20 protein-coding genes are annotated in these 16,493 nt (G+C 63.6%); 9 read left to right on the forward strand and 11 right to left on the reverse strand.

The window, feature by feature from the left end:
• Positions 1 to 35: 35 nt before the first annotated feature.
• The 3 genes from ACRYLT_RS14345 to ACRYLT_RS14355 all read right to left on the reverse strand — a co-directional run bounded on the left by ACRYLT_RS14345 (position 36) and on the right by ACRYLT_RS14355 (position 1,485).
• The gene (locus tag ACRYLT_RS14345; protein ID WP_482664764.1) at positions 36 to 452 is read right to left on the reverse strand and encodes a DoxX family protein; all 417 of its coding nucleotides are present in this window, start codon (positions 450 to 452) and stop codon (positions 36 to 38) included.
• A gap of 149 nt (positions 453 to 601) precedes the next feature.
• On the reverse strand, positions 602 to 1,063 hold the full coding sequence (locus ACRYLT_RS14350) for a Fur family transcriptional regulator (protein WP_482664765.1): 462 nt from the start codon (positions 1,061 to 1,063) through the stop codon (positions 602 to 604).
• 53 nt (positions 1,064 to 1,116) lie between these two features.
• On the reverse strand, positions 1,117 to 1,485 hold the full coding sequence (locus ACRYLT_RS14355; protein ID WP_482664766.1) for a MerC domain-containing protein: 369 nt from the start codon (positions 1,483 to 1,485) through the stop codon (positions 1,117 to 1,119).
• Positions 1,486 to 1,603: 118 nt separating this feature from the next.
• On the opposite strand from ACRYLT_RS14355, the gene ACRYLT_RS14360 reads away from it, so the two are divergent.
• The 4 genes from ACRYLT_RS14360 to rpsI all read left to right on the forward strand — a co-directional run bounded on the left by ACRYLT_RS14360 (position 1,604) and on the right by rpsI (position 4,063).
• Positions 1,604 to 2,617, forward strand: a complete 1,014-nt coding sequence (locus tag ACRYLT_RS14360; RefSeq protein ID WP_482664767.1) for a COX15/CtaA family protein — start codon at positions 1,604 to 1,606, stop codon at positions 2,615 to 2,617.
• Complete coding sequence (gene cutA, locus ACRYLT_RS14365) at positions 2,614 to 2,934, forward strand: divalent-cation tolerance protein CutA (RefSeq protein ID WP_482664768.1); 321 nt, start codon at positions 2,614 to 2,616, stop codon at positions 2,932 to 2,934. Before ACRYLT_RS14360 ends, cutA begins: the two co-directional genes overlap by 4 nt.
• Before the next feature lie 122 nt (positions 2,935 to 3,056).
• On the forward strand, positions 3,057 to 3,536 hold the full coding sequence (rplM, locus tag ACRYLT_RS14370) for a 50S ribosomal protein L13 (RefSeq protein ID WP_482664769.1): 480 nt from the start codon (positions 3,057 to 3,059) through the stop codon (positions 3,534 to 3,536).
• Positions 3,536 to 4,063, forward strand: coding sequence for a 30S ribosomal protein S9 (rpsI, locus tag ACRYLT_RS14375; RefSeq protein ID WP_482664770.1), 528 nt, complete (start codon positions 3,536 to 3,538; stop codon positions 4,061 to 4,063). The genes rplM and rpsI overlap by 1 nt, the downstream gene beginning before the upstream one ends.
• A 5-nt stretch (positions 4,064 to 4,068) precedes the next feature.
• On the opposite strand, the gene ACRYLT_RS14380 is transcribed toward rpsI, so the two are convergent.
• The 4 genes from ACRYLT_RS14380 to ACRYLT_RS14395 form a co-directional block, all read right to left on the reverse strand.
• Complete coding sequence (locus ACRYLT_RS14380; protein WP_482664771.1) at positions 4,069 to 5,772, reverse strand: saccharopine dehydrogenase family protein; 1,704 nt, start codon at positions 5,770 to 5,772, stop codon at positions 4,069 to 4,071.
• Positions 5,769 to 6,173 carry a thiol-disulfide oxidoreductase DCC family protein gene (locus ACRYLT_RS14385; RefSeq protein WP_482664772.1) on the reverse strand — a complete coding sequence of 135 codons (405 nt, stop codon included), beginning with the start codon at positions 6,171 to 6,173 and terminating at the stop codon, positions 5,769 to 5,771. Before ACRYLT_RS14385 ends, ACRYLT_RS14380 begins: the two co-directional genes overlap by 4 nt.
• Complete coding sequence (locus ACRYLT_RS14390) at positions 6,170 to 6,832, reverse strand: DUF4166 domain-containing protein (protein ID WP_482664773.1); 663 nt, start codon at positions 6,830 to 6,832, stop codon at positions 6,170 to 6,172. Before ACRYLT_RS14390 ends, ACRYLT_RS14385 begins: the two co-directional genes overlap by 4 nt.
• A gap of 78 nt (positions 6,833 to 6,910) precedes the next feature.
• Positions 6,911 to 7,483 carry a GbsR/MarR family transcriptional regulator gene (locus ACRYLT_RS14395; RefSeq protein ID WP_482664774.1) on the reverse strand — a complete coding sequence of 191 codons (573 nt, stop codon included), beginning with the start codon at positions 7,481 to 7,483 and terminating at the stop codon, positions 6,911 to 6,913.
• 42 nt (positions 7,484 to 7,525) lie between these two features.
• Between ACRYLT_RS14395 and ACRYLT_RS14400 the strand changes: the two genes are divergently transcribed.
• A complete protein-coding gene (locus ACRYLT_RS14400; RefSeq protein WP_482664775.1) occupies positions 7,526 to 7,852 on the forward strand; it encodes a hypothetical protein in 327 nt (108 codons plus the stop codon).
• Here ACRYLT_RS14400 and ACRYLT_RS14405 read toward each other — a convergent pair whose 3' ends face one another.
• Complete coding sequence (locus ACRYLT_RS14405) at positions 7,853 to 8,281, reverse strand: globin domain-containing protein (RefSeq protein ID WP_482664776.1); 429 nt, start codon at positions 8,279 to 8,281, stop codon at positions 7,853 to 7,855.
• Between the two features lie 196 nt (positions 8,282 to 8,477).
• On the opposite strand from ACRYLT_RS14405, the gene purF reads away from it, so the two are divergent.
• Together purF and ACRYLT_RS14415 are read left to right on the forward strand one after the other, a co-directional pair.
• Positions 8,478 to 9,932, forward strand: a complete 1,455-nt coding sequence (gene purF, locus ACRYLT_RS14410) for an amidophosphoribosyltransferase (RefSeq protein ID WP_482664777.1) — start codon at positions 8,478 to 8,480, stop codon at positions 9,930 to 9,932.
• Positions 9,933 to 9,943: 11 nt separating this feature from the next.
• Entirely contained in the window at positions 9,944 to 10,642 is a 699-nt protein-coding gene (locus ACRYLT_RS14415; RefSeq protein ID WP_482664778.1) for an SDR family NAD(P)-dependent oxidoreductase, read from the forward strand.
• A 9-nt stretch (positions 10,643 to 10,651) separates the two neighbouring features.
• Here the strand turns inward: ACRYLT_RS14415 and ACRYLT_RS14420 are convergent, their stop codons facing one another.
• The 3 genes from ACRYLT_RS14420 to ACRYLT_RS14430 all read right to left on the reverse strand — a co-directional run bounded on the left by ACRYLT_RS14420 (position 10,652) and on the right by ACRYLT_RS14430 (position 14,944).
• Positions 10,652 to 11,914: a class I SAM-dependent methyltransferase gene (locus ACRYLT_RS14420; RefSeq protein ID WP_482664779.1), complete on the reverse strand. Its 1,263-nt coding sequence runs from the start codon at positions 11,912 to 11,914 to the stop codon at positions 10,652 to 10,654.
• Positions 11,915 to 11,958: 44 nt separating this feature from the next.
• The gene (locus ACRYLT_RS14425; RefSeq protein ID WP_482664780.1) at positions 11,959 to 12,981 is read right to left on the reverse strand and encodes a 2-oxoacid:ferredoxin oxidoreductase subunit beta; all 1,023 of its coding nucleotides are present in this window, start codon (positions 12,979 to 12,981) and stop codon (positions 11,959 to 11,961) included.
• A gap of 82 nt (positions 12,982 to 13,063) precedes the next feature.
• Entirely contained in the window at positions 13,064 to 14,944 is a 1,881-nt protein-coding gene (locus tag ACRYLT_RS14430; protein WP_482664781.1) for a 2-oxoacid:acceptor oxidoreductase subunit alpha, read from the reverse strand.
• A 122-nt stretch (positions 14,945 to 15,066) separates the two neighbouring features.
• Between ACRYLT_RS14430 and ACRYLT_RS14435 the strand changes: the two genes are divergently transcribed.
• Together ACRYLT_RS14435 and ACRYLT_RS14440 are read left to right on the forward strand one after the other, a co-directional pair.
• Positions 15,067 to 16,014: an alpha/beta hydrolase gene (locus ACRYLT_RS14435; RefSeq protein ID WP_482664782.1), complete on the forward strand. Its 948-nt coding sequence runs from the start codon at positions 15,067 to 15,069 to the stop codon at positions 16,012 to 16,014.
• Positions 16,011 to 16,478 carry an RNA pyrophosphohydrolase gene (locus ACRYLT_RS14440; RefSeq protein WP_482664783.1) on the forward strand — a complete coding sequence of 156 codons (468 nt, stop codon included), beginning with the start codon at positions 16,011 to 16,013 and terminating at the stop codon, positions 16,476 to 16,478. The genes ACRYLT_RS14435 and ACRYLT_RS14440 overlap by 4 nt, the downstream gene beginning before the upstream one ends.
• Positions 16,479 to 16,493 lie beyond the last annotated feature (15 nt).

Consider the following 16,493-nt stretch of genomic DNA (forward strand, 5'->3'; position numbering starts at 1 on the left):
ATGCGGGCGAAGGGATGTCGAACCGAAAGGCCGCCTCAGCCAGCGCTGCGCTCTCCTCGCCAAAGCCCATCCAGGCTCCACCGACCCGGCCCGGCAAAGACGAACAGGAGGAAGACGAAACAGTAGAGGATGGCCGCGTCGCCGCCATTGTTGACCGGAAAGAAGTTCTGAGGCGCGTGGGCGTACCAATAGGCGACCGCCATCGTACCCGAAGCCAGGAAAGCCGCCGGGCGAGTGAGGAACCCGAGGGCGATCAGAAGGCCGGTAACCAGTTCGACGATGCCCGCAAAGGCACCCGGATTGTCGAACGCCCATCCGGCTCCGGCCCGTTCGCCGCCGGGAAAGCTCAGGAATTTCTGGGTCCCGTGGGCAAGGAAGAGGAGCCCGGCGACGATCCGCAGCATCCCGAGGGCATGCGGAGTCCAGGCAGAAATCGAACGGGAATCAGGCATGGCGAACTTCCTCCTCCTCGAAACCAGCGACATAGTCGCCGCCGCAGGCCCAAGCGTCCATCCTCAAGATGGCGCAGGTGCTGCTGGAGTGGAGATGGCGCGCTGCCGCGGTTCCCGGCCCGTCCAGAATTGCGAAAAACGCGACGTCCTCAGTCAGCGTCGCAATCTCCGCACCGTCCGTGAACCTCGATCACCGGCCGGGCCGGCGAGAAGCCAGCGCGTCTGGCAGCGTCGCGAACGCCTCCGGAAAGCCGGTCGTCATCGATATGCTTGGCCTGACCGCAAGTGTCGCAGATCAGGAAGATGCAGTCGTGGAGGCAGTCCGGATGGTCGTTGGCGACATAGGCATTGGCGCTTTCCACCCGCCGCGCGAGATTGGCGCCGACGAACAGGTCCAGGATTCGATAAACGCTGTTGGCGGCAACCCGCCGACCCTGCTCCTGCGACACCTTTTCGGCGATGTCGTAGGCCGAGGCCGGTTTCTGGAAGCTGGCCAGAGCTTCGAAGACGGCGGCGCGCATCGGTGTCCACTGCTCGCCCGAGCGCTCCATGGTGGTTCGGGCAGCTTCCGAGAGATCGGCGCCGCTATGGCTATGATGGACATGCTCCATGAGCGGAGATGTAAGCCGTTACGGCGGCGCGAACAAGTGACTGGCCGGGCAGCTCAGATCACGGCGCGGCGGTTGAGATCGTGGCCGAGCGCGAGAATCAGGACGCCGGCAACGGAATAGAGAGTCGTCGTCCCGCCATGCTCCAGAGTGAGAGCCCCCGCCATGATCCCGAGCCCTAGGCTGCCGATCGCCGCCGGAAGCATGAAACCGTGGTGCAGGACCCCGCGGCCGAGCCCGACGACTCCGAGGACCAGGGCCACCATCATTCCGACCTCGTGAAAGATCGGGTCGAGCAGAACGCCGCTGGCGGAAGCCAGCATCGTGACCAGAACGGCGCTGGCAATGCAATGAACGAGGCAGAAGCCGGACACGCCAATCGCGAGCCGGTCGATGCTCCCACTCCTGATTGCACTCTCAAGCACACGCATTCCTTCCTGCCGCCTTTATAGCGTGCCCATGTTGAAGTTACAACATCACATCGCCGTCAAACGTTCCCAGCCGGCGATTGGCAAGACGCCGCGGCTGAGCCATAGGCGGGCCATGTTTGAGCGTCCCGCCGAGCCGCGACCGCGCCCCCACGCCATCTCCATCTGGCTTCTTTTTGTTGCCGTCCTCGTCTTCCTGATGGTGATCGTCGGCGGAATCACGCGACTGACGGAGTCCGGTCTCTCGATCGTCTACTGGGAACCGATTTCGGGGACGATCCCGCCCTTGAGCGAAGCCGACTGGCAGGCCGAGTTCGATCATTATCGATCCTCCCCGCAATACCAGCTCGTCAACAGCGGAATGACCCTGGACGATTTCAAGACCATCTTCTTCTGGGAGTATGTGCATCGGCTGCTGGGGAGGATCATCGGCCTGGTCTTCGCCCTGCCCCTGCTGTGGTTCTGGTGGAAGCGCGCCATTCCGGCAGGCTTCGGCTGGAAACTGAGCGGGATCCTCGCACTCGGCGGGCTCCAGGGGGCGATCGGGTGGTGGATGGTCGCGTCGGGTCTGGTCGACGTTCCGGAGGTCAGCCATCTTCGGCTGGCCGTTCACCTGCTCACCGCGCTCCTGATCCTGGCCGCCTTGATCTGGGTCGCTCTTGACCTTCTATCCGGCCGTTCCCGAATGCCGCTGCTGGGAATCTGGACATTCTGCCTGCTCTTCCTCCAGTTCCTGTTCGGCGCCTATGTGGCCGGTCTGGAAGCCGGCTATGCCTTCAACACCTGGCCACTGATGGGCGATGAGTTCTTCCCATCCGATGCGCCGATGGTGGAACCTCTTCTTCGCAACCTCGCGGACAATCCGATCGTCGTCCAGTTCATTCACCGCTGGCTCGCCTTCCTGGCCGGAGGCGTGGCTGTCTGGCTTGCCGTTCGGGCGTGGAATTCGGGCTTCATGATCGAGGGAGCGGCGCTGGGCGTTGCCGTCATTGCGCAGATCTATCTGGGAATCCTCACCATTCTGTCTGGCGTCCAGATCGAGATTGCCGTGGCTCATCAGGGGATGGCCGCCCTCCTTCTCGCCGCCGCGGTCCTCGCTGCCCATCGGCTAGGAGAGAAAAGAAGTTGACCGGAATCGTCAGCGTCTACGCGACCTTCGCCAACGAGGAGGAAGCCCGGCGCGTCGCCCGGATCGTGGTGGAGGAGCGCCTGGCGGCCTGCGCCAACATCCTCGCGCCCTGTCGGTCCATCTATCGCTGGCAAGGCGAAGTCGAGGAAGCGATCGAGGTTCCGGCACTCTTCAAGGCTCGCTCCGAGGGCGCGTCGGTGCTGCTCGCGCGGATCGCCGAACTTCACAGCTATGACGTCCCGGCGGCGGTCGTCTGGCCGATCGCGGAAAGCCTGGACGACTATCGGTCCTGGGTCCGAGGCGAAACATCAGGGTAACATAATACCTCTCGTCAAACCACCGCTTTTCCTTGACTTCTTCCCACTCCACTGCCATTTGCCCGCCGTCCGCGCCGCTCGTCTAGGGCGGCGCTGCTCGTTTCAACAAGAGGTCCGGGCCCATGAAGGCGCTGATGAAGACCACCAAGGCCGCCAAGCCGGCCGAGGTGGAGAAGAAGTGGCATCTGATCGATGCCGATGGTCTGGTGGTCGGGCGGCTCGCCACGATTGTCGCCAATCTCCTGCGCGGCAAGCACAAGCCGAGCTTCACGCCGCACGTCGATTGCGGCGATCATGTCGTGATCGTCAATGCCGACAAGGTTCGCTTCACCGGCCGCAAGCTCGGTCAGAAGGTGTATTACAAGCATACCGGCTATCCGGGCGGCCTCAAGGAGGTCACCGCCGCCAAGGTGCTCGAGGGACGTTTCCCCGAGCGTGTGCTTGAAAAGGCGATCGAGCGCATGATCCCGCGCGGGCCGCTCGGCCGGCAGCAGATGCGCAGCCTTCACCTTTATTCCGGCGCCGAGCATCCGCATGGCGGCCAGAACCCCGAAGTCCTCGATGTCGCGGCCATGAACCGCAAGAACAAGGTGGGTGCCTGATGTCCGATACCCGTCAATCGCTTTCCGATCTCGCCGACCTGACTTCCGGTGCGCCCGCAGCGGCGCCCGCTGCCGCTGAAGGCGAGACCGCTGCACCGCAGGCGCCGACGGCGCCGCTTCGCGAGCAGCAGCTCGACAAGCATGGCCGCGCTTATGCGACCGGTCGCCGCAAGGACGCCGTCGCGCGGGTGTGGCTCAAGCCGGGCAACGGCACGATCACGGTCAACGGCCGCGACCAGACCGTCTATTTCGCTCGTCCGACGCTTCGGCTCGTGATCAATCAGCCGTTCGACATTGCCGGTCGCCAGGGCCAGTATGACGTGATCTGCACCGTCACCGGCGGCGGTCTTTCCGGCCAGGCCGGAGCGGTCAAGCACGGCATCGCCCAGGCGCTGAGCCGCTTCGAGCCGGCACTGCGTACCACGGTGAAGCAGGCCGGGTTCCTGACGCGCGACCCGCGCGTCGTCGAGCGCAAGAAGTACGGCCGCGCGAAAGCTCGCCGCAGCTTCCAGTTCTCGAAGCGCTAACGCCTTCAGGTCAGGACAGAAGTCACCGGTCGGGGCGGCTCGGAAACGGGCCGCCCCTTCTCTTTGGGCGCTGGCTCTCGGACGATCGGCGTGAGCCACCCCGAATAGCGAATGATTCGACCCACGAGCGGCATTCCGACATCAACCAAAAAGCGGAACCGTTCTTCCTCCTCATATTCAACCGCATCGATCCTCGGAGCCATCGCGAGAGGAAGTGGTATCCGAAACACGCTCCACCGGCGCAGTTTCATCTGGAGCCTCCTGTTTCGGACCAGCAACTCAAAGGCGAAACGGATCGGCCCGAACCGCTCCACAACCTGCTCGCCCCTCGCGCTCAACTCGCTTGAAAAGCCATGGCCGCCGAAATCGCGAGTCCACTGCTCCGTGCCATTCCGTTCAGCAAATGCGACATGAAGCGGCCATGATCCGGGCGGCGGGAATCGCATCATGGCCGCGATCACCCGGGCCAGCCAACTATTGCCCCGAACCACCGTGCCCTCCCCCGCCGCACCGGCGTCGGCGTAGACTAGATGGACGGCTCGCAACACCGGCGGCAGGCTCTCGAAAGCCGCTCCCATCACTCTGGCGTATAGGGGTGGAGGCAGCAGCCTTTCTCTTGTTTCATGGCGAACGGCAAGTCGGGAGAAGGCCGGCTCGAACTGGTCCAGCGAGAGGAGGCCGGCGGAATCGAACGCACCGGGAGCCAGTCGGCCGGCGAGGATCTGCTCCGCCAGCAGTTCGGCGGCGAGTGTTGGGATCTCCTGCCCCTCCCCTCGTTCGGCCACGATCGTCCAACGTCGCTCCAGGGCGCGCTGACCGCTGCGGCCACGGGCCGTGATGCTCATTGCCGATCGCATTCCGCCCAATGGAGCGGTCAAGCCATAGAAAGCCCGCAGCCCACGGCGAGCGCCTCGCAGCGATGGCAACAATCCTGAACGCACGAGCCAGCTTGCCAGCCAGAGGCTCCGCATCTGGAAATTCAGCTCGGTGCCGGCCCGAAAGGTTACCGCCGGCCGACCCGGGAACAATTCAGGAAGGATTTCGCAGTCGGGAAGGTCCGCCAGGGCGACCAGTCGGCGGCGGAGTCCTTTGGCTCCAGAAACGAGAAAATCCTCCCGCTTCATCTCTTGCCAGCCGAAACCGCGAGTCCAGCGCCTGCCCCGCCACAAGCGGATGGGCTGACCGACGTAGCTGAGGATCGCGGCAATGACCGCCTCACCCCCGCTTGCGCGATTGGCCGCACTGAGGGCGATGTCGACGCTGTGAACTTCGTCCAGCTGGGCGCAAAGCCGGCGCATGATTGCGCCGGTCAGCCCCGGTGAAGTTGATGCGCCGGTGATCACAGGCACACCAGCCAGGCGCGCAGCCTCGTCCAACGCACCGATACCGAGAACGAAGTCGCGGGCGTCGGCAAGATCGAGATAGGGTATCGCGGCGGCAATGCAGCTTTCCGGGACGGAATAGCCGCTCCCCTGGAACGGCCCCGCGGCGTCGATCACGAGGTCCGGACGGTGCACTTGCAATGCTCCGATGATGTTGGCGTTCCGGTCGAGTAGGATCGGCTCGCCACTGCGAAGCTCAGCGCAGAAACGTGACGCTCTTTGCAGGTTTCGGCCCGCCACCAGCAGATGGTGCCCCGCCGCCGAGAGTCGCCGACAGAGCCGAGCTCCAAATCCCCCATAGCCGCCGATGACGAGAATCCGGCTCATAGGACGCGATCCGCATATTGGCTGTCGGGCACCCAACAGCTTTCCAGGCGTCCAAAGAGTCGAAAGCGATTCCGTGCTACCCATGAATAGATCGGGTTGCGCAACTGGCGGGGTATCAAGCGAGCAATTCCGGCCAGGCGCCACGGCCAGCCGAGGCCAGCAAATATGGCGAGAACGGCGTCGCTGCTCCTGAAGACCTGGTCACCGCGGATGAGCAGGAGCGTTTCCGGCTCGGACGGATCAAGCCCGAACCGCCGATAGAGGGCCGCGCCCGCAGTGCTCTGTACTGACGCCAGTCGGAAGCGCCTTTCCCGATCCTGCTTTAAGATGAAGCGAGCGTTCGCCGAACAAAGGAGGCACTCCGAGTCGAATACGATTACCGCTCCTTCCCGATCGCTCATCGCCCGCCTCCCTCGCAGGCGTCGGCAAACATGACGACTTGGTGGATCATTTCGCCCAACAAGGAATGGTTCAAGGCGAACTTGAACGCAAAGCGGCCATGGCTGCAGTCGATGTGGCTGACTCGCAGATCACCAGGCGATAGCCATTGCGGCAGGCGGAAACGCCATCCGAGCAGGGAAAGGAAATAATGGTCGCCAACGAAGTGCAGCCCGCATTGATCGGTCTCCACTCGCAGGGCGACACCGAACCCGCGCCCGAGATACTCCTCCAGCCCGGTCGGGCCGGCGAAGCGCTTGCTGGAGTGGATGACTTGCGGAAAGCCACGACGACGGCCGTATATCCGGGTCCAATACTGGCCGCTGCAGCTTTCATCCTCGGTCACACTGACTGCCGCCGGAACATTGATGTCGCGGGTCAATGGCAGCGGCGCTCCGATGAGGCGCGTCAGCTGAGCCAACAGCCAGCCCCAGCGGCTCATACTGCACTCGATAACCTCGCCGACATAAAGAACCGTTCGGCAGTCGGCGATCCGCGTGCCGAACCGGGCACGAGTGGAATCGGGCAGCCTGACCCATTGCTCTGGCGGAAGCAAAGCCCGGAACCGGAGGTCGTCCAGAGCCTCTCCGGCGTGCGGCCGATGCGACGGGAATGGGATCACCTTAGCGTCAGTTTGCTGCCTCGCCACCAAGGACCTCCCCTCCTGAAGCTCAAGACCGATATCCGAGTTGGAGAAAGCTCAACTTCCTTCCTTCTCCTTGCGACCGAAGCTGAGAAAATTGACCACCCGGGAGCCCATCCGGACCAACGCCATGATCTTGCTCGGGGGCACGCCCAGCATCTGCTCGTACCAGCGGTTCAGAGTCTCGATGAAAGCCTGCAATTCGCTGAGGCGCTCGCGTGCGGTGGCGCTGACCCGTGGATCACCTTCGGCTTCGGCCATGCATGACCGAAGCGCCGCCGCGGCGGGATCGATCTCACGTTCCTTGCGGCCCTGAGCGATACGGGTCACCATCGCGAGGATATCGGTTTCCGCTTCGAAATGGTCGCGCCGGTCCCCCTTTACCGGAACCCGTCGGACCAGCTTCCAGCCGATCAGTTCCTTGAGGCTGTTCGAGACGTTGGAGCGGGCCATTCCCAGCGTCTCCGCAATTTCCTCTGCCGTTCGCGGCTGCTCGGAAAGGTAGAGCAGGGCATGGATCTGGGCCACTGAGCGGTTGACGCCCCATTGATTGCCCATGTCCCCCCAGTGGAGCACGAACCGCTCAACGGCCGGAGGTAGTTTTGACGACTGGACTGTAATTTCTGTCATGACAGAAATATCCAACATGTCTGCGAACTAGTCAATAGCTCCATGCCGGCACTCGCCCTGTTCACGCACAATCAATGTGCTCGGGTCCATGGGCGAGAGATGCGTGCCGCTTTGATCCTGACGCTTTCTGTTTTCCTTTCCGGCTGCCTGGCACGGACGGCGGTGGATATCGTCACCTTGCCGGTGAAAGCCGTGGGCGCTGGAGTGGACGCCGTCACCACCAGCCAGGCTGAGGCCGACCAGAGGCGAGGACGGCAGATAAGGGAAGAGGAAGAGCGGCTGGGGCGGCTCGCTCGACGGTGCGCGCGCAATCCGGATCGGCGCGAATGCGAGGAACTGCCCGACCGACAGCTGCCCGAGGGCAACTGATCAGGCGGCGAGGCGCAAATCCTGCCGCATCGTCCGACTCATTTCCTGCTCAATCCAGTCATAGGCTGAGCCCCAGGCGAGCTCGATCTCGGCTGTCCAGCCGGGCCCGAGCGCCTGCCGCCCGGTCCTCAGCAGAGCTTCGCGCAGCACGGCATGGTGCGCCTGCTCAAGGCCATAGCCGAAATGCCGCACGGCCAGCACTTCCAGCGCGGGAACGAACATCTGGGGGCGATGGAGATTGTCGACCATCACGGCGATCGCATCGACCAGCCGGGAGCCGCGCCCGCCGCCATCCACCACCAAGCGCAGTCGGAAGGTCGGATCGATCTCGAGGAGATTGCGATGGAAGAGATCGGCCAGGCGTTGGCGGACCGGCGCCATTCGAGCGAAGCTCTGTCTCACGATTCTGATGTCACTCGGCGTCATCATCCTGCCTCCGGCGAGCCCCTTTCCGCTCCCGCCGCTACCGGCCGATCGTTTCGTCTGGATGCCGCAGGATCGCCGGGATGGTTTCAATTGTCACAGGTCGCTACGCCAGGCCGTTGCAGTTTTTTGACGACCTAGGGGCGACAATCAGGGGCCTCGACACTATATGCCCGCCAGGCGAAGTGCACGGGCGGGGCAGATGCTGACGACCAATCCATTCGATGACGACAAGCTGCGTGAGGAATGCGGCGTATTCGGTGTCTGGGGTGCCGACACGGCCGCGGCCGTGGTCGCGCTCGGCCTTCATGCGCTTCAGCATCGGGGCCAGGAGGCGGCTGGGATCACGAGCTTCGACGGTCACGGATTCCACAGCCATCGGGCGATGGGCCACGTTGCCGGCAATTTCGACAAGGACGGAGTGATCCGAGCTCTGGCCGGACGCTCCGCGATCGGTCATGTCCGTTATTCCACGACCGGAGAGACGGCGCTTCGCAACGTTCAACCGCTCTTCGCGGAGCTTTCCACGGGCGGGTTCGCGGTCGCCCATAACGGCAACATCTCGAACGCGATGCGGCTTCGGCGCGAGCTCAATCGCCGTGGCTCGATCTTCCAGTCGACCAGCGATACGGAGGTGATCATCCACCTTGTCGCGACTTCGGCCCAGCCGACCCTTCTCGACCGCTTCATCGATGCTCTGAAGCAGGTCGAAGGCGCCTACAGCCTGGTCTGCCTGACCGACGACGGTCTGATCGCATGCCGCGATCCGCTCGGCATTCGCCCCCTGGTGATGGGTCGCCTCGGCGACGCCTACATTTTCGCTTCCGAGACGGTCGCCCTCGACGTGGTCGGAGCTACCTACATCCGCACCGTCGAACCGGGCGAGTTGGTCGTCGTGTCCGAAAAGGGCATCCGAACCCACCGTCCGTTCCAGGGCGCCAGGCCGAGGCCCTGCATCTTCGAACATGTCTATTTCTCCCGCCCCGACAGCATCGTCGACGGAGTCTCGGTTTATTCCGTCCGCAAGCAGATCGGCGCCGAGTTGGCTCGGGAGAATGCGGTCGAGGCCGATTTCGTGGTGCCGGTGCCCGACAGCGGCGTGCCGGCGGCGATCGGCTATGCGCAGGAAAGTGGAATTCCGTTCGAACTCGGGATCATCCGATCGCATTATGTCGGGCGAACGTTCATCCAGCCGAGCGATCAGGTTCGTCACCTGGGTGTGAAGCTGAAACATAATGCCAACAGCGCCCTGATCCGCGGCAAGAGGCTGGTGCTGATCGACGATTCCATCGTCCGCGGAACGACCAGCCTGAAGATCGTCCAGATGCTTCGCGAGGCCGGCGCTCGCGAAGTGCATATGCGGATCGCTTCGCCGCCGACCCGCCACAGCTGCTTCTACGGTGTCGACACGCCCGAGCGGACGAAGCTTCTCGCCGCTCAGATGGATGTCGCCGCCATGAACAAGTATATCAAGGCGGACAGCCTCGCCTTCCTCTCGATCGATGGTCTTTATCGTGCCCTCGGCGAGGAAGTTCGCGAGGAAAACGAGCCGCAATATTGCGACGCCTGCTTCACCGGAGCCTATCCGACTCGACTGACCGATCAGGAAGACCTGGAGCAACGCGATCAGCTCCTTCCGGCGGAACGCTACGCCTGATGCCGGGGAAGATGGACGGAAAGCTGGCGCTGGTCACCGGCGCAAGCCGCGGAATCGGCGCTGCGACCGCCGAGGCCCTTGCGCGCGCGGGCGCCCACGTGATCCTGACGGCGCGCAAGGCAGATGAGCTGGAGCAGGTGGAGGAACGAATCCACGCATCCGGCGGATCGGCGACGATCGCTCCGCTCGACCTGACGGAGCGGGACAGCATCGCCCGCCTCTCCCAGGCCGTGAGCAGCCGCTGGGAAGCGCTCGACATCCTTGTCCTCAATGCCGCCATGCTGGGCTCGCTGTCTCCGGTGGCGCAGATCGACGGCAAGGAGTTCAACAAGGTCCTGACCCTCAACCTGCTCGCGCAGCAGGCGCTGATCGCGGCTTTCGATGCGATGCTGAGGCGCAGCCCGGCCGGTCGGCTGGTCAGCGTCACCTCCAGTGTCGGCAAATCTCCTCGCGCTTATTGGGGTGCCTATGGAGCGTCCAAGGCCGCGCTGGACACTCTGGTGCTGAGCTATGCCGAGGAAGTTCGCAATCTATCCGCGGTCAAGGTGGCGATCGTAGACCCGGGCGCGACGGCGACCCAGATGCGCGCCAAAGCCTATCCGGGCGAGGATCCGGCGACTCTGAAACCGCCGAGCGCGGTTGCCGACGCGATCGCCGACCTTCTGACCTTCGACTTCGAAACCGGCCATCGGCTGGAAATCGGTCGTTAGCCTACGCGTCTAGGACTTGACCAGAGTAACCTGGGCGACGTCGATTCCACCGCCGCGAAAGCCCCCTTCGCAGTACATGAGATAATAGCGCCACAGATTGTGGAAGGCCTCGTCGAATCCGTCGGGAAATCTCCCTTCCCGCACCGCATTGTCATAATCCAGCCGCCAGCGTCGAAGCGTTTCGGCATAATGGAGCCCATAGCCGCGGCGATCCCGCCATTGCAGCCCGGTCCGTTCGGCGATCCGGCGAAAGCGCTCCTCGCTGATCAGCAGGCCGCCCGGGAAGATGTAGGTCTGGATGAAATCGGCGTTGGCGGCATAGCGTTCGAACAGTTCCTCGCGAATGGAGATGAGTTGGAGCGCCGCCCTGCCGTCTGGTTTCAGGAGCCGGGAAATGCTCTCGAGATAATCCGGCCAATATTCCTGGCCGACCGCCTCGACCATTTCGACCGACGCCACGGCATCGAATTCGCCGCTGGCGTCGCGATAGTCGACAAGCTGGATTGACGACCGATCCGCCAATCCGGCGTCCCGGAGCCGCTTTTCGGCATAGACCTTCTGCTCGCTGGAAAGGGTGAGTCCGGTCACGCGAACGTCGTAGTGACGAGCCGCGGCCTCCATCAATCCGCCCCACCCGCAGCCGATCTCGAGCAGCGAGTCTCCTGACTTCAATTCGAGACGGTCGAGCAACAGCCGGATCTTGCGCTCCTGCGCTTTCTCCAGTGCCTCCTCGGCCGAGATCGGCTCGGCGAAGATGGCGCTCGAATAGGTCATCGTCGGATCGAGCCAGGCGGCGTAGAAATCGTTTCCGAGATCGTAATGATGCTCGATATTCTGCCGCGCCCGCGACTTGTCGTTCGCTCGAAAGGCATGGGCGGCGCGATTGATCAGCCTCCAGGGCCCCTTCGCCCTGGCGGTATCGCCCAGCGAAACGGCGTTGAGCGAGAAGATTGCGAATACCGCCACCGGATCGGGACTGGCCCATTCGCCGTTCGCCCAGGCCTTGTACCAGCCGACCGACCCCGACGTGGCGAGCCGGATGAGTGGTCGCCAGCTTCTCAGGTTGACGATGGCGGCAGGTCCCTCGCCGCGACCGCCGAGAATGTGAAGCCTTCCGTCAGGAAGGATCGTCTCCAGCCGGCCGTGAACGAGGCCGCGGTCGATGCGATCGAACACTCGCGAGACGCCGCCGGCGAAGATGCGCGCGATCAGGCCGCCGCCAGTGGCGAAGCCCCGGTCCGCTGCGACCAGATGTTTCCCCCGAGCCGTCACGGATCCAAAGTGCGGCGGATTGGTCGAGCCTGCAAGCGTCGGCTTCAGATTTCACGCGGTTCCTTGGTGACCTGCCAGGTCTGCCCCTTGGACACGAGCGCCTGAAGGTCCGGCGCCTTGCCGACCGCTGCTTCCTCGTTCTGGCGAAGGATCGCGCTCTCGAAGGTGGGACGCGGATCGTCGTAGATCACGCCGAGAGCCATCGGGAAGCTGCCGAACGGCATGTCGATCAGCATGTGGGCGACGGCCTTGTTCTTCGGATCGTGGACGATCACGTCGGCGGCTTGCCAATCCCCGTCGACGACATCGACCACCTTGAGGTTGAGCGCCTCCCGGTCGAGGGTCAGCCCCTTGGTTCCGCCATCGAACAGCATTGGTTCCCCCGGCTTCAGCCAGAGCTGCTTGCCGGCATTGTCCTTGGCGGTGAAGGGCGCGAACACGTCGTCATTGTAGACGATGCAGTTCTGGAAGATTTCCACGAAGGCAGCGCCCTTGTGGGCATGGGCCGCCTTCAGCACGTCGGGCAGATTCTTGTGAACGTCGATCGCTCGGGCGACGAAGCGCCCCCCCGAACCGAGCGCGAAGGCGCAGGGACGCACCGGCCGGTCCACCGACCCGAAGGGAGTCGAGGGCGATCGCGTGCCGACCCGACTGGTAGGGGAATATTGCCCCTTGGTGAGTCCATATATCTCGTTGTTGAACAGCAGGATCTGGCAATCGAGATTGCGCCGAAGGATATGCATCGTGTGATTGCCGCCAATCGACAGAGCGTCGCCGTCGCCGGTGACGATCCACACGTCCAGCTCGGGATTGGCCAGCTTCACTCCGGTGGCGATCGCCGGTGCGCGCCCGTGGATCGTATGGAAGCCGTAGGTTTCCATATAATAGGGAAAGCGGCTCGAGCAGCCGATGCCGGAGATGAAGACCGTCCTCGAAGGGTCGACCCCGAGATCGGGCATGGTCCGCTGGACCGCCTTCAGAACGGCATAGTCGCCGCAGCCGGGGCACCAGCGAACCTCCTGGTCGGTGGCGAAATCCTTGGGGGTCAGCTTGACCATCTCGGTCATCGGAAAATTCCTCAGTTCAGATAATAGATGATCGCGACCACGACGATCAGCATCAACACCAGCGGAATGAGCCGCGGCGGGTTCATGCAAGCGCTTCCTCGATGGCGGTTTCGATCTCGGCGATCTTGAAGGGCTGGCCCGAAACCTTGTTCACCGGTCGCGCATCGACGAGATACTGGTCGCGAAGAAGCGTCTTCAACTGGCCCTTGTTCATTTCGGGAACGATCACCCGCTCATAGGAGCGAAGTAGATCGCCCAGATTCTTCGGCAGCGGCCAGATGTGACGAATATGGACGTGGCTGACGTCGAGCCCCCGGCGACGCGCACGCCGGACGGCCTGATGAATGGGACCGAAGGTCGATCCCCAGCCCACCACGACGAGCCTTCCCCCCGGTTCGCCGAGGCAGACGTCCTGATCGGGAAGGGAATCGGCAACTCCGAGCACCTTGTTTGCGCGGATGTCCGTCATGGCCTGATGGTTCTCCGGCGCATAATCGATATGGCCGGTGCCGACATTCTTTTCGATCCCGCCGATGCGGTGCCGAAGTCCCGGGGTACCCGGCTTGATCCAGACCCGAGCGAGCTTCTCGTCGCGGGCATAGGGGTTCACCCCCTCCCCCTCGGCCGGAGGCGTGTCGTGGAAGCGGACCGGGAAGCGCGGGTAGACGGCCATGTCGGGCACTCGCCACGGCTCCGCGGCATTGGCGATATAGCCGTCGGTGAGAAGCATGACCGGAGTCATGTATTGCACGGCGATCCGGCAGGCTTCGATCGCGCAGTCGAACGCGTCGGCAGGCGATCGGGCGGCAATTACCGGGAGCGGTGCATCGCCGTTGCGGCCATAGACCGCTTGATAAAGATCGGACTGCTCGGTCTTCGTCGGGAGACCGGTGGACGGGCCGCCACGCTGCGAATTGACGATGATGAGCGGAAGCTCGGTCATGATCGCCAGGCCCATGGCTTCGGTCTTCAGCGCTATTCCCGGCCCAGACGAGGACGTCACTCCGAGCTGACCGGCAAAGCTGGCGCCGATCGCGGCCGCAATCGCCGCAATCTCGTCCTCCGCCTGGAAGGTGGTGACTCCATATTCCTTGAGGCGCGACAGATGGTGAAGGATCGCGCTTGCGGGCGTGATCGGATAGCCGCCGAAGAACATTGGCAGGCTGGCCAGGTTGGCGCCGGCGACGAGGCCGAGCGAGATCGCTTCGGCCCCGGTGACCGTGCGGTAAAGGCCCGGCTCGGCCGGTGCCGGGTCGATATGGTGCTGCTTGAGCGGCGAACCGATTTCCGCGGTCTCGCCAAAGGCGTGACCGGCATTGAGAGCGGCGATATTCGCCTCGGCCAATTGGGGCGCCTTGGCGAACTTGGCCTTGAGCCAATTCTCGATCGGCTGGCGGTCGCGGTCGAACATCCACAGCGCCAGCCCCAAGGTCCACATATTCTTGCAGCGCAGGGCTTCCTTGTTGCCGAGGCCGAACGGCTTGACGGCGTCGAGGGTCAGCTGGCTGATGTTGAACCGAACGACCTGCCAGCGGGCCAGCGATCCATCCTCGAGCGGATTGTTCTCATAGCCTGCCTTGGCGAGATTGCGGGCGCCAAATTCACCTTCGTCGGCGATGATCAGGCCGCCCGGCTTGAGATCCCCGACATTGGTCTTCAGAGCCGCCGGATTCATCGCGATCAGGACGTCGGGCGCGTCACCGGCCGTCTCGATCGCCGCCGAGCCGAAATTGATCTGGAAGGCGGAGACTCCGAACGTCGTTCCCTGCGGCGCCCGAATCTCTGCCGGAAAGTCCGGAAAGGTGGCGAGATCATTTCCGGCAAGCGCGGTCGAAAGCGTGAATTGTCCACCCGTCAACTGCATTCCGTCACCGGAATCCCCGGCGAAACGGACGACAACCGCTTCAGGCGCTTCGGCCGAACCGGCTTCTTCAGGCGTGAGATAGTGAGTGGCCGTGGCCAAGGCGGGTTCCTTTGATGCTTCGCTTCATGCCTAGCCGCGTGCGCACATAGTCACAACCTGTGGCGCGCGGACGCATTCGCCTAGATAGGAGGTCCGAATCGCTTGTGAAACCGGAGTTGTTCGTGATCGACCCCTATGTGCGTCCAGACGTGCGGCTGTTCCTCGATTATCTGAACAACCTGCCTGGGCCGCAGACCTATGAAGCGGGCCCGGAAGAAGCCCGGACGATGATGCGCAAGTCGCGGCACGTGGCGGATCTTCCGACCGGCCCGCTCGCCTTGATCCGAGACCTGTCCTGCCCCGGTCCCGCCGGAGAAATTCCGCTTCGGCTTTTCGATTCGCGGGAGCGGCGCGACCCCGGACCCCTCCTCCTGTTCTTCCATGGCGGCGGCTTCGTTTTCGGCGATCTCGACACTCACGAGCCATTTTGCGCGGAGATGGCCCGAGCGCTGGACTTGCCGGTCCTCGCGGTCGACTATCGGCTCGCACCGGAACATCCCTGGCCAGCCGGGGTCGAGGACTCGATCGCCGCGGCGCGCTGGGCGGCGGCAAGCCCGGCAGCGCTCGGACGTGAAGTGACGGGTCTCGTCGTGGCCGGCGACAGCGCCGGCGGTAATTTCACGATCGTCACCTGCCTCGCCCTTCGCGACGAGCCGGCGCAGGTCCCGGTCCTTGCGCAATGGCCGATCTATCCCGCCGCCGATCCTGTGAAAGGCTATCCCTCAAAGAAGGATTTCGCGGAAGGCTATTTGTTGAACCGGCTCAGCATGGACTGGTTCGACCGCTGCTATTGCGGCGATCCCCGGGACTGGCGCTATGCCCCGCTGCTGAAGAGTCAGACGGGCATGCCGCCGACCCTGGTCGTGACAGCCAGCCTCGATCCGATCCGCGACCAGGGGCGAGCCTATGCCGCCGCCTGCATCGACGCCGGCGTTCCGACCATTTATCGCGAAGCCAGCGGACAGATCCACGGCTTCATCAACTTGCGACGAGCCATCCCCTCGGCGGTGGAAGACGTCGCGGGCTGCGTTGCCGCCCTGAAGCTCATTCTAGCGGAGGCTCGTCAATGAACCGGTCCGGCTATCGTCCAGCGGTCGGCATCATGCTGATCAACGACCAGAAGAAGGTCTGGGTAGGCCAGCGGCTCGATAGCACGCTCGAGGCCTGGCAGATGCCGCAGGGTGGCCTCGACCCGGGCGAGGAACCGCTCGAGGGCGCTCTGCGCGAACTGGAGGAGGAGACGGGCATTCGCGCCGATCTGGTCGAGATTCTCGATCGCGCGAAGCAAGAGCTGACCTATGACCTGCCCGACGATCTTGTCGGCAAGGTCTGGAAGGAGCCCTGGCGCGGCCAGCGGCAGACCTGGTTCCTGGCGCGCTTCCTTGGCCAGGACAGCGACGTCGATCTCGCCACGGCGCATCCGGAGTTTCGCGCCTGGAAGTGGGCAGAACCCAGCGAACTCCCGGTCATGATCGTGCCGTTCAAGAAGAAGCTCTACGAGGAGGTACTCCGGACCTTCGCGGATTGGCTTTAGCCGCTTCCCACGGCT

The organism is Sphingosinicella sp. SM1-17 (assembly GCF_056821765.1).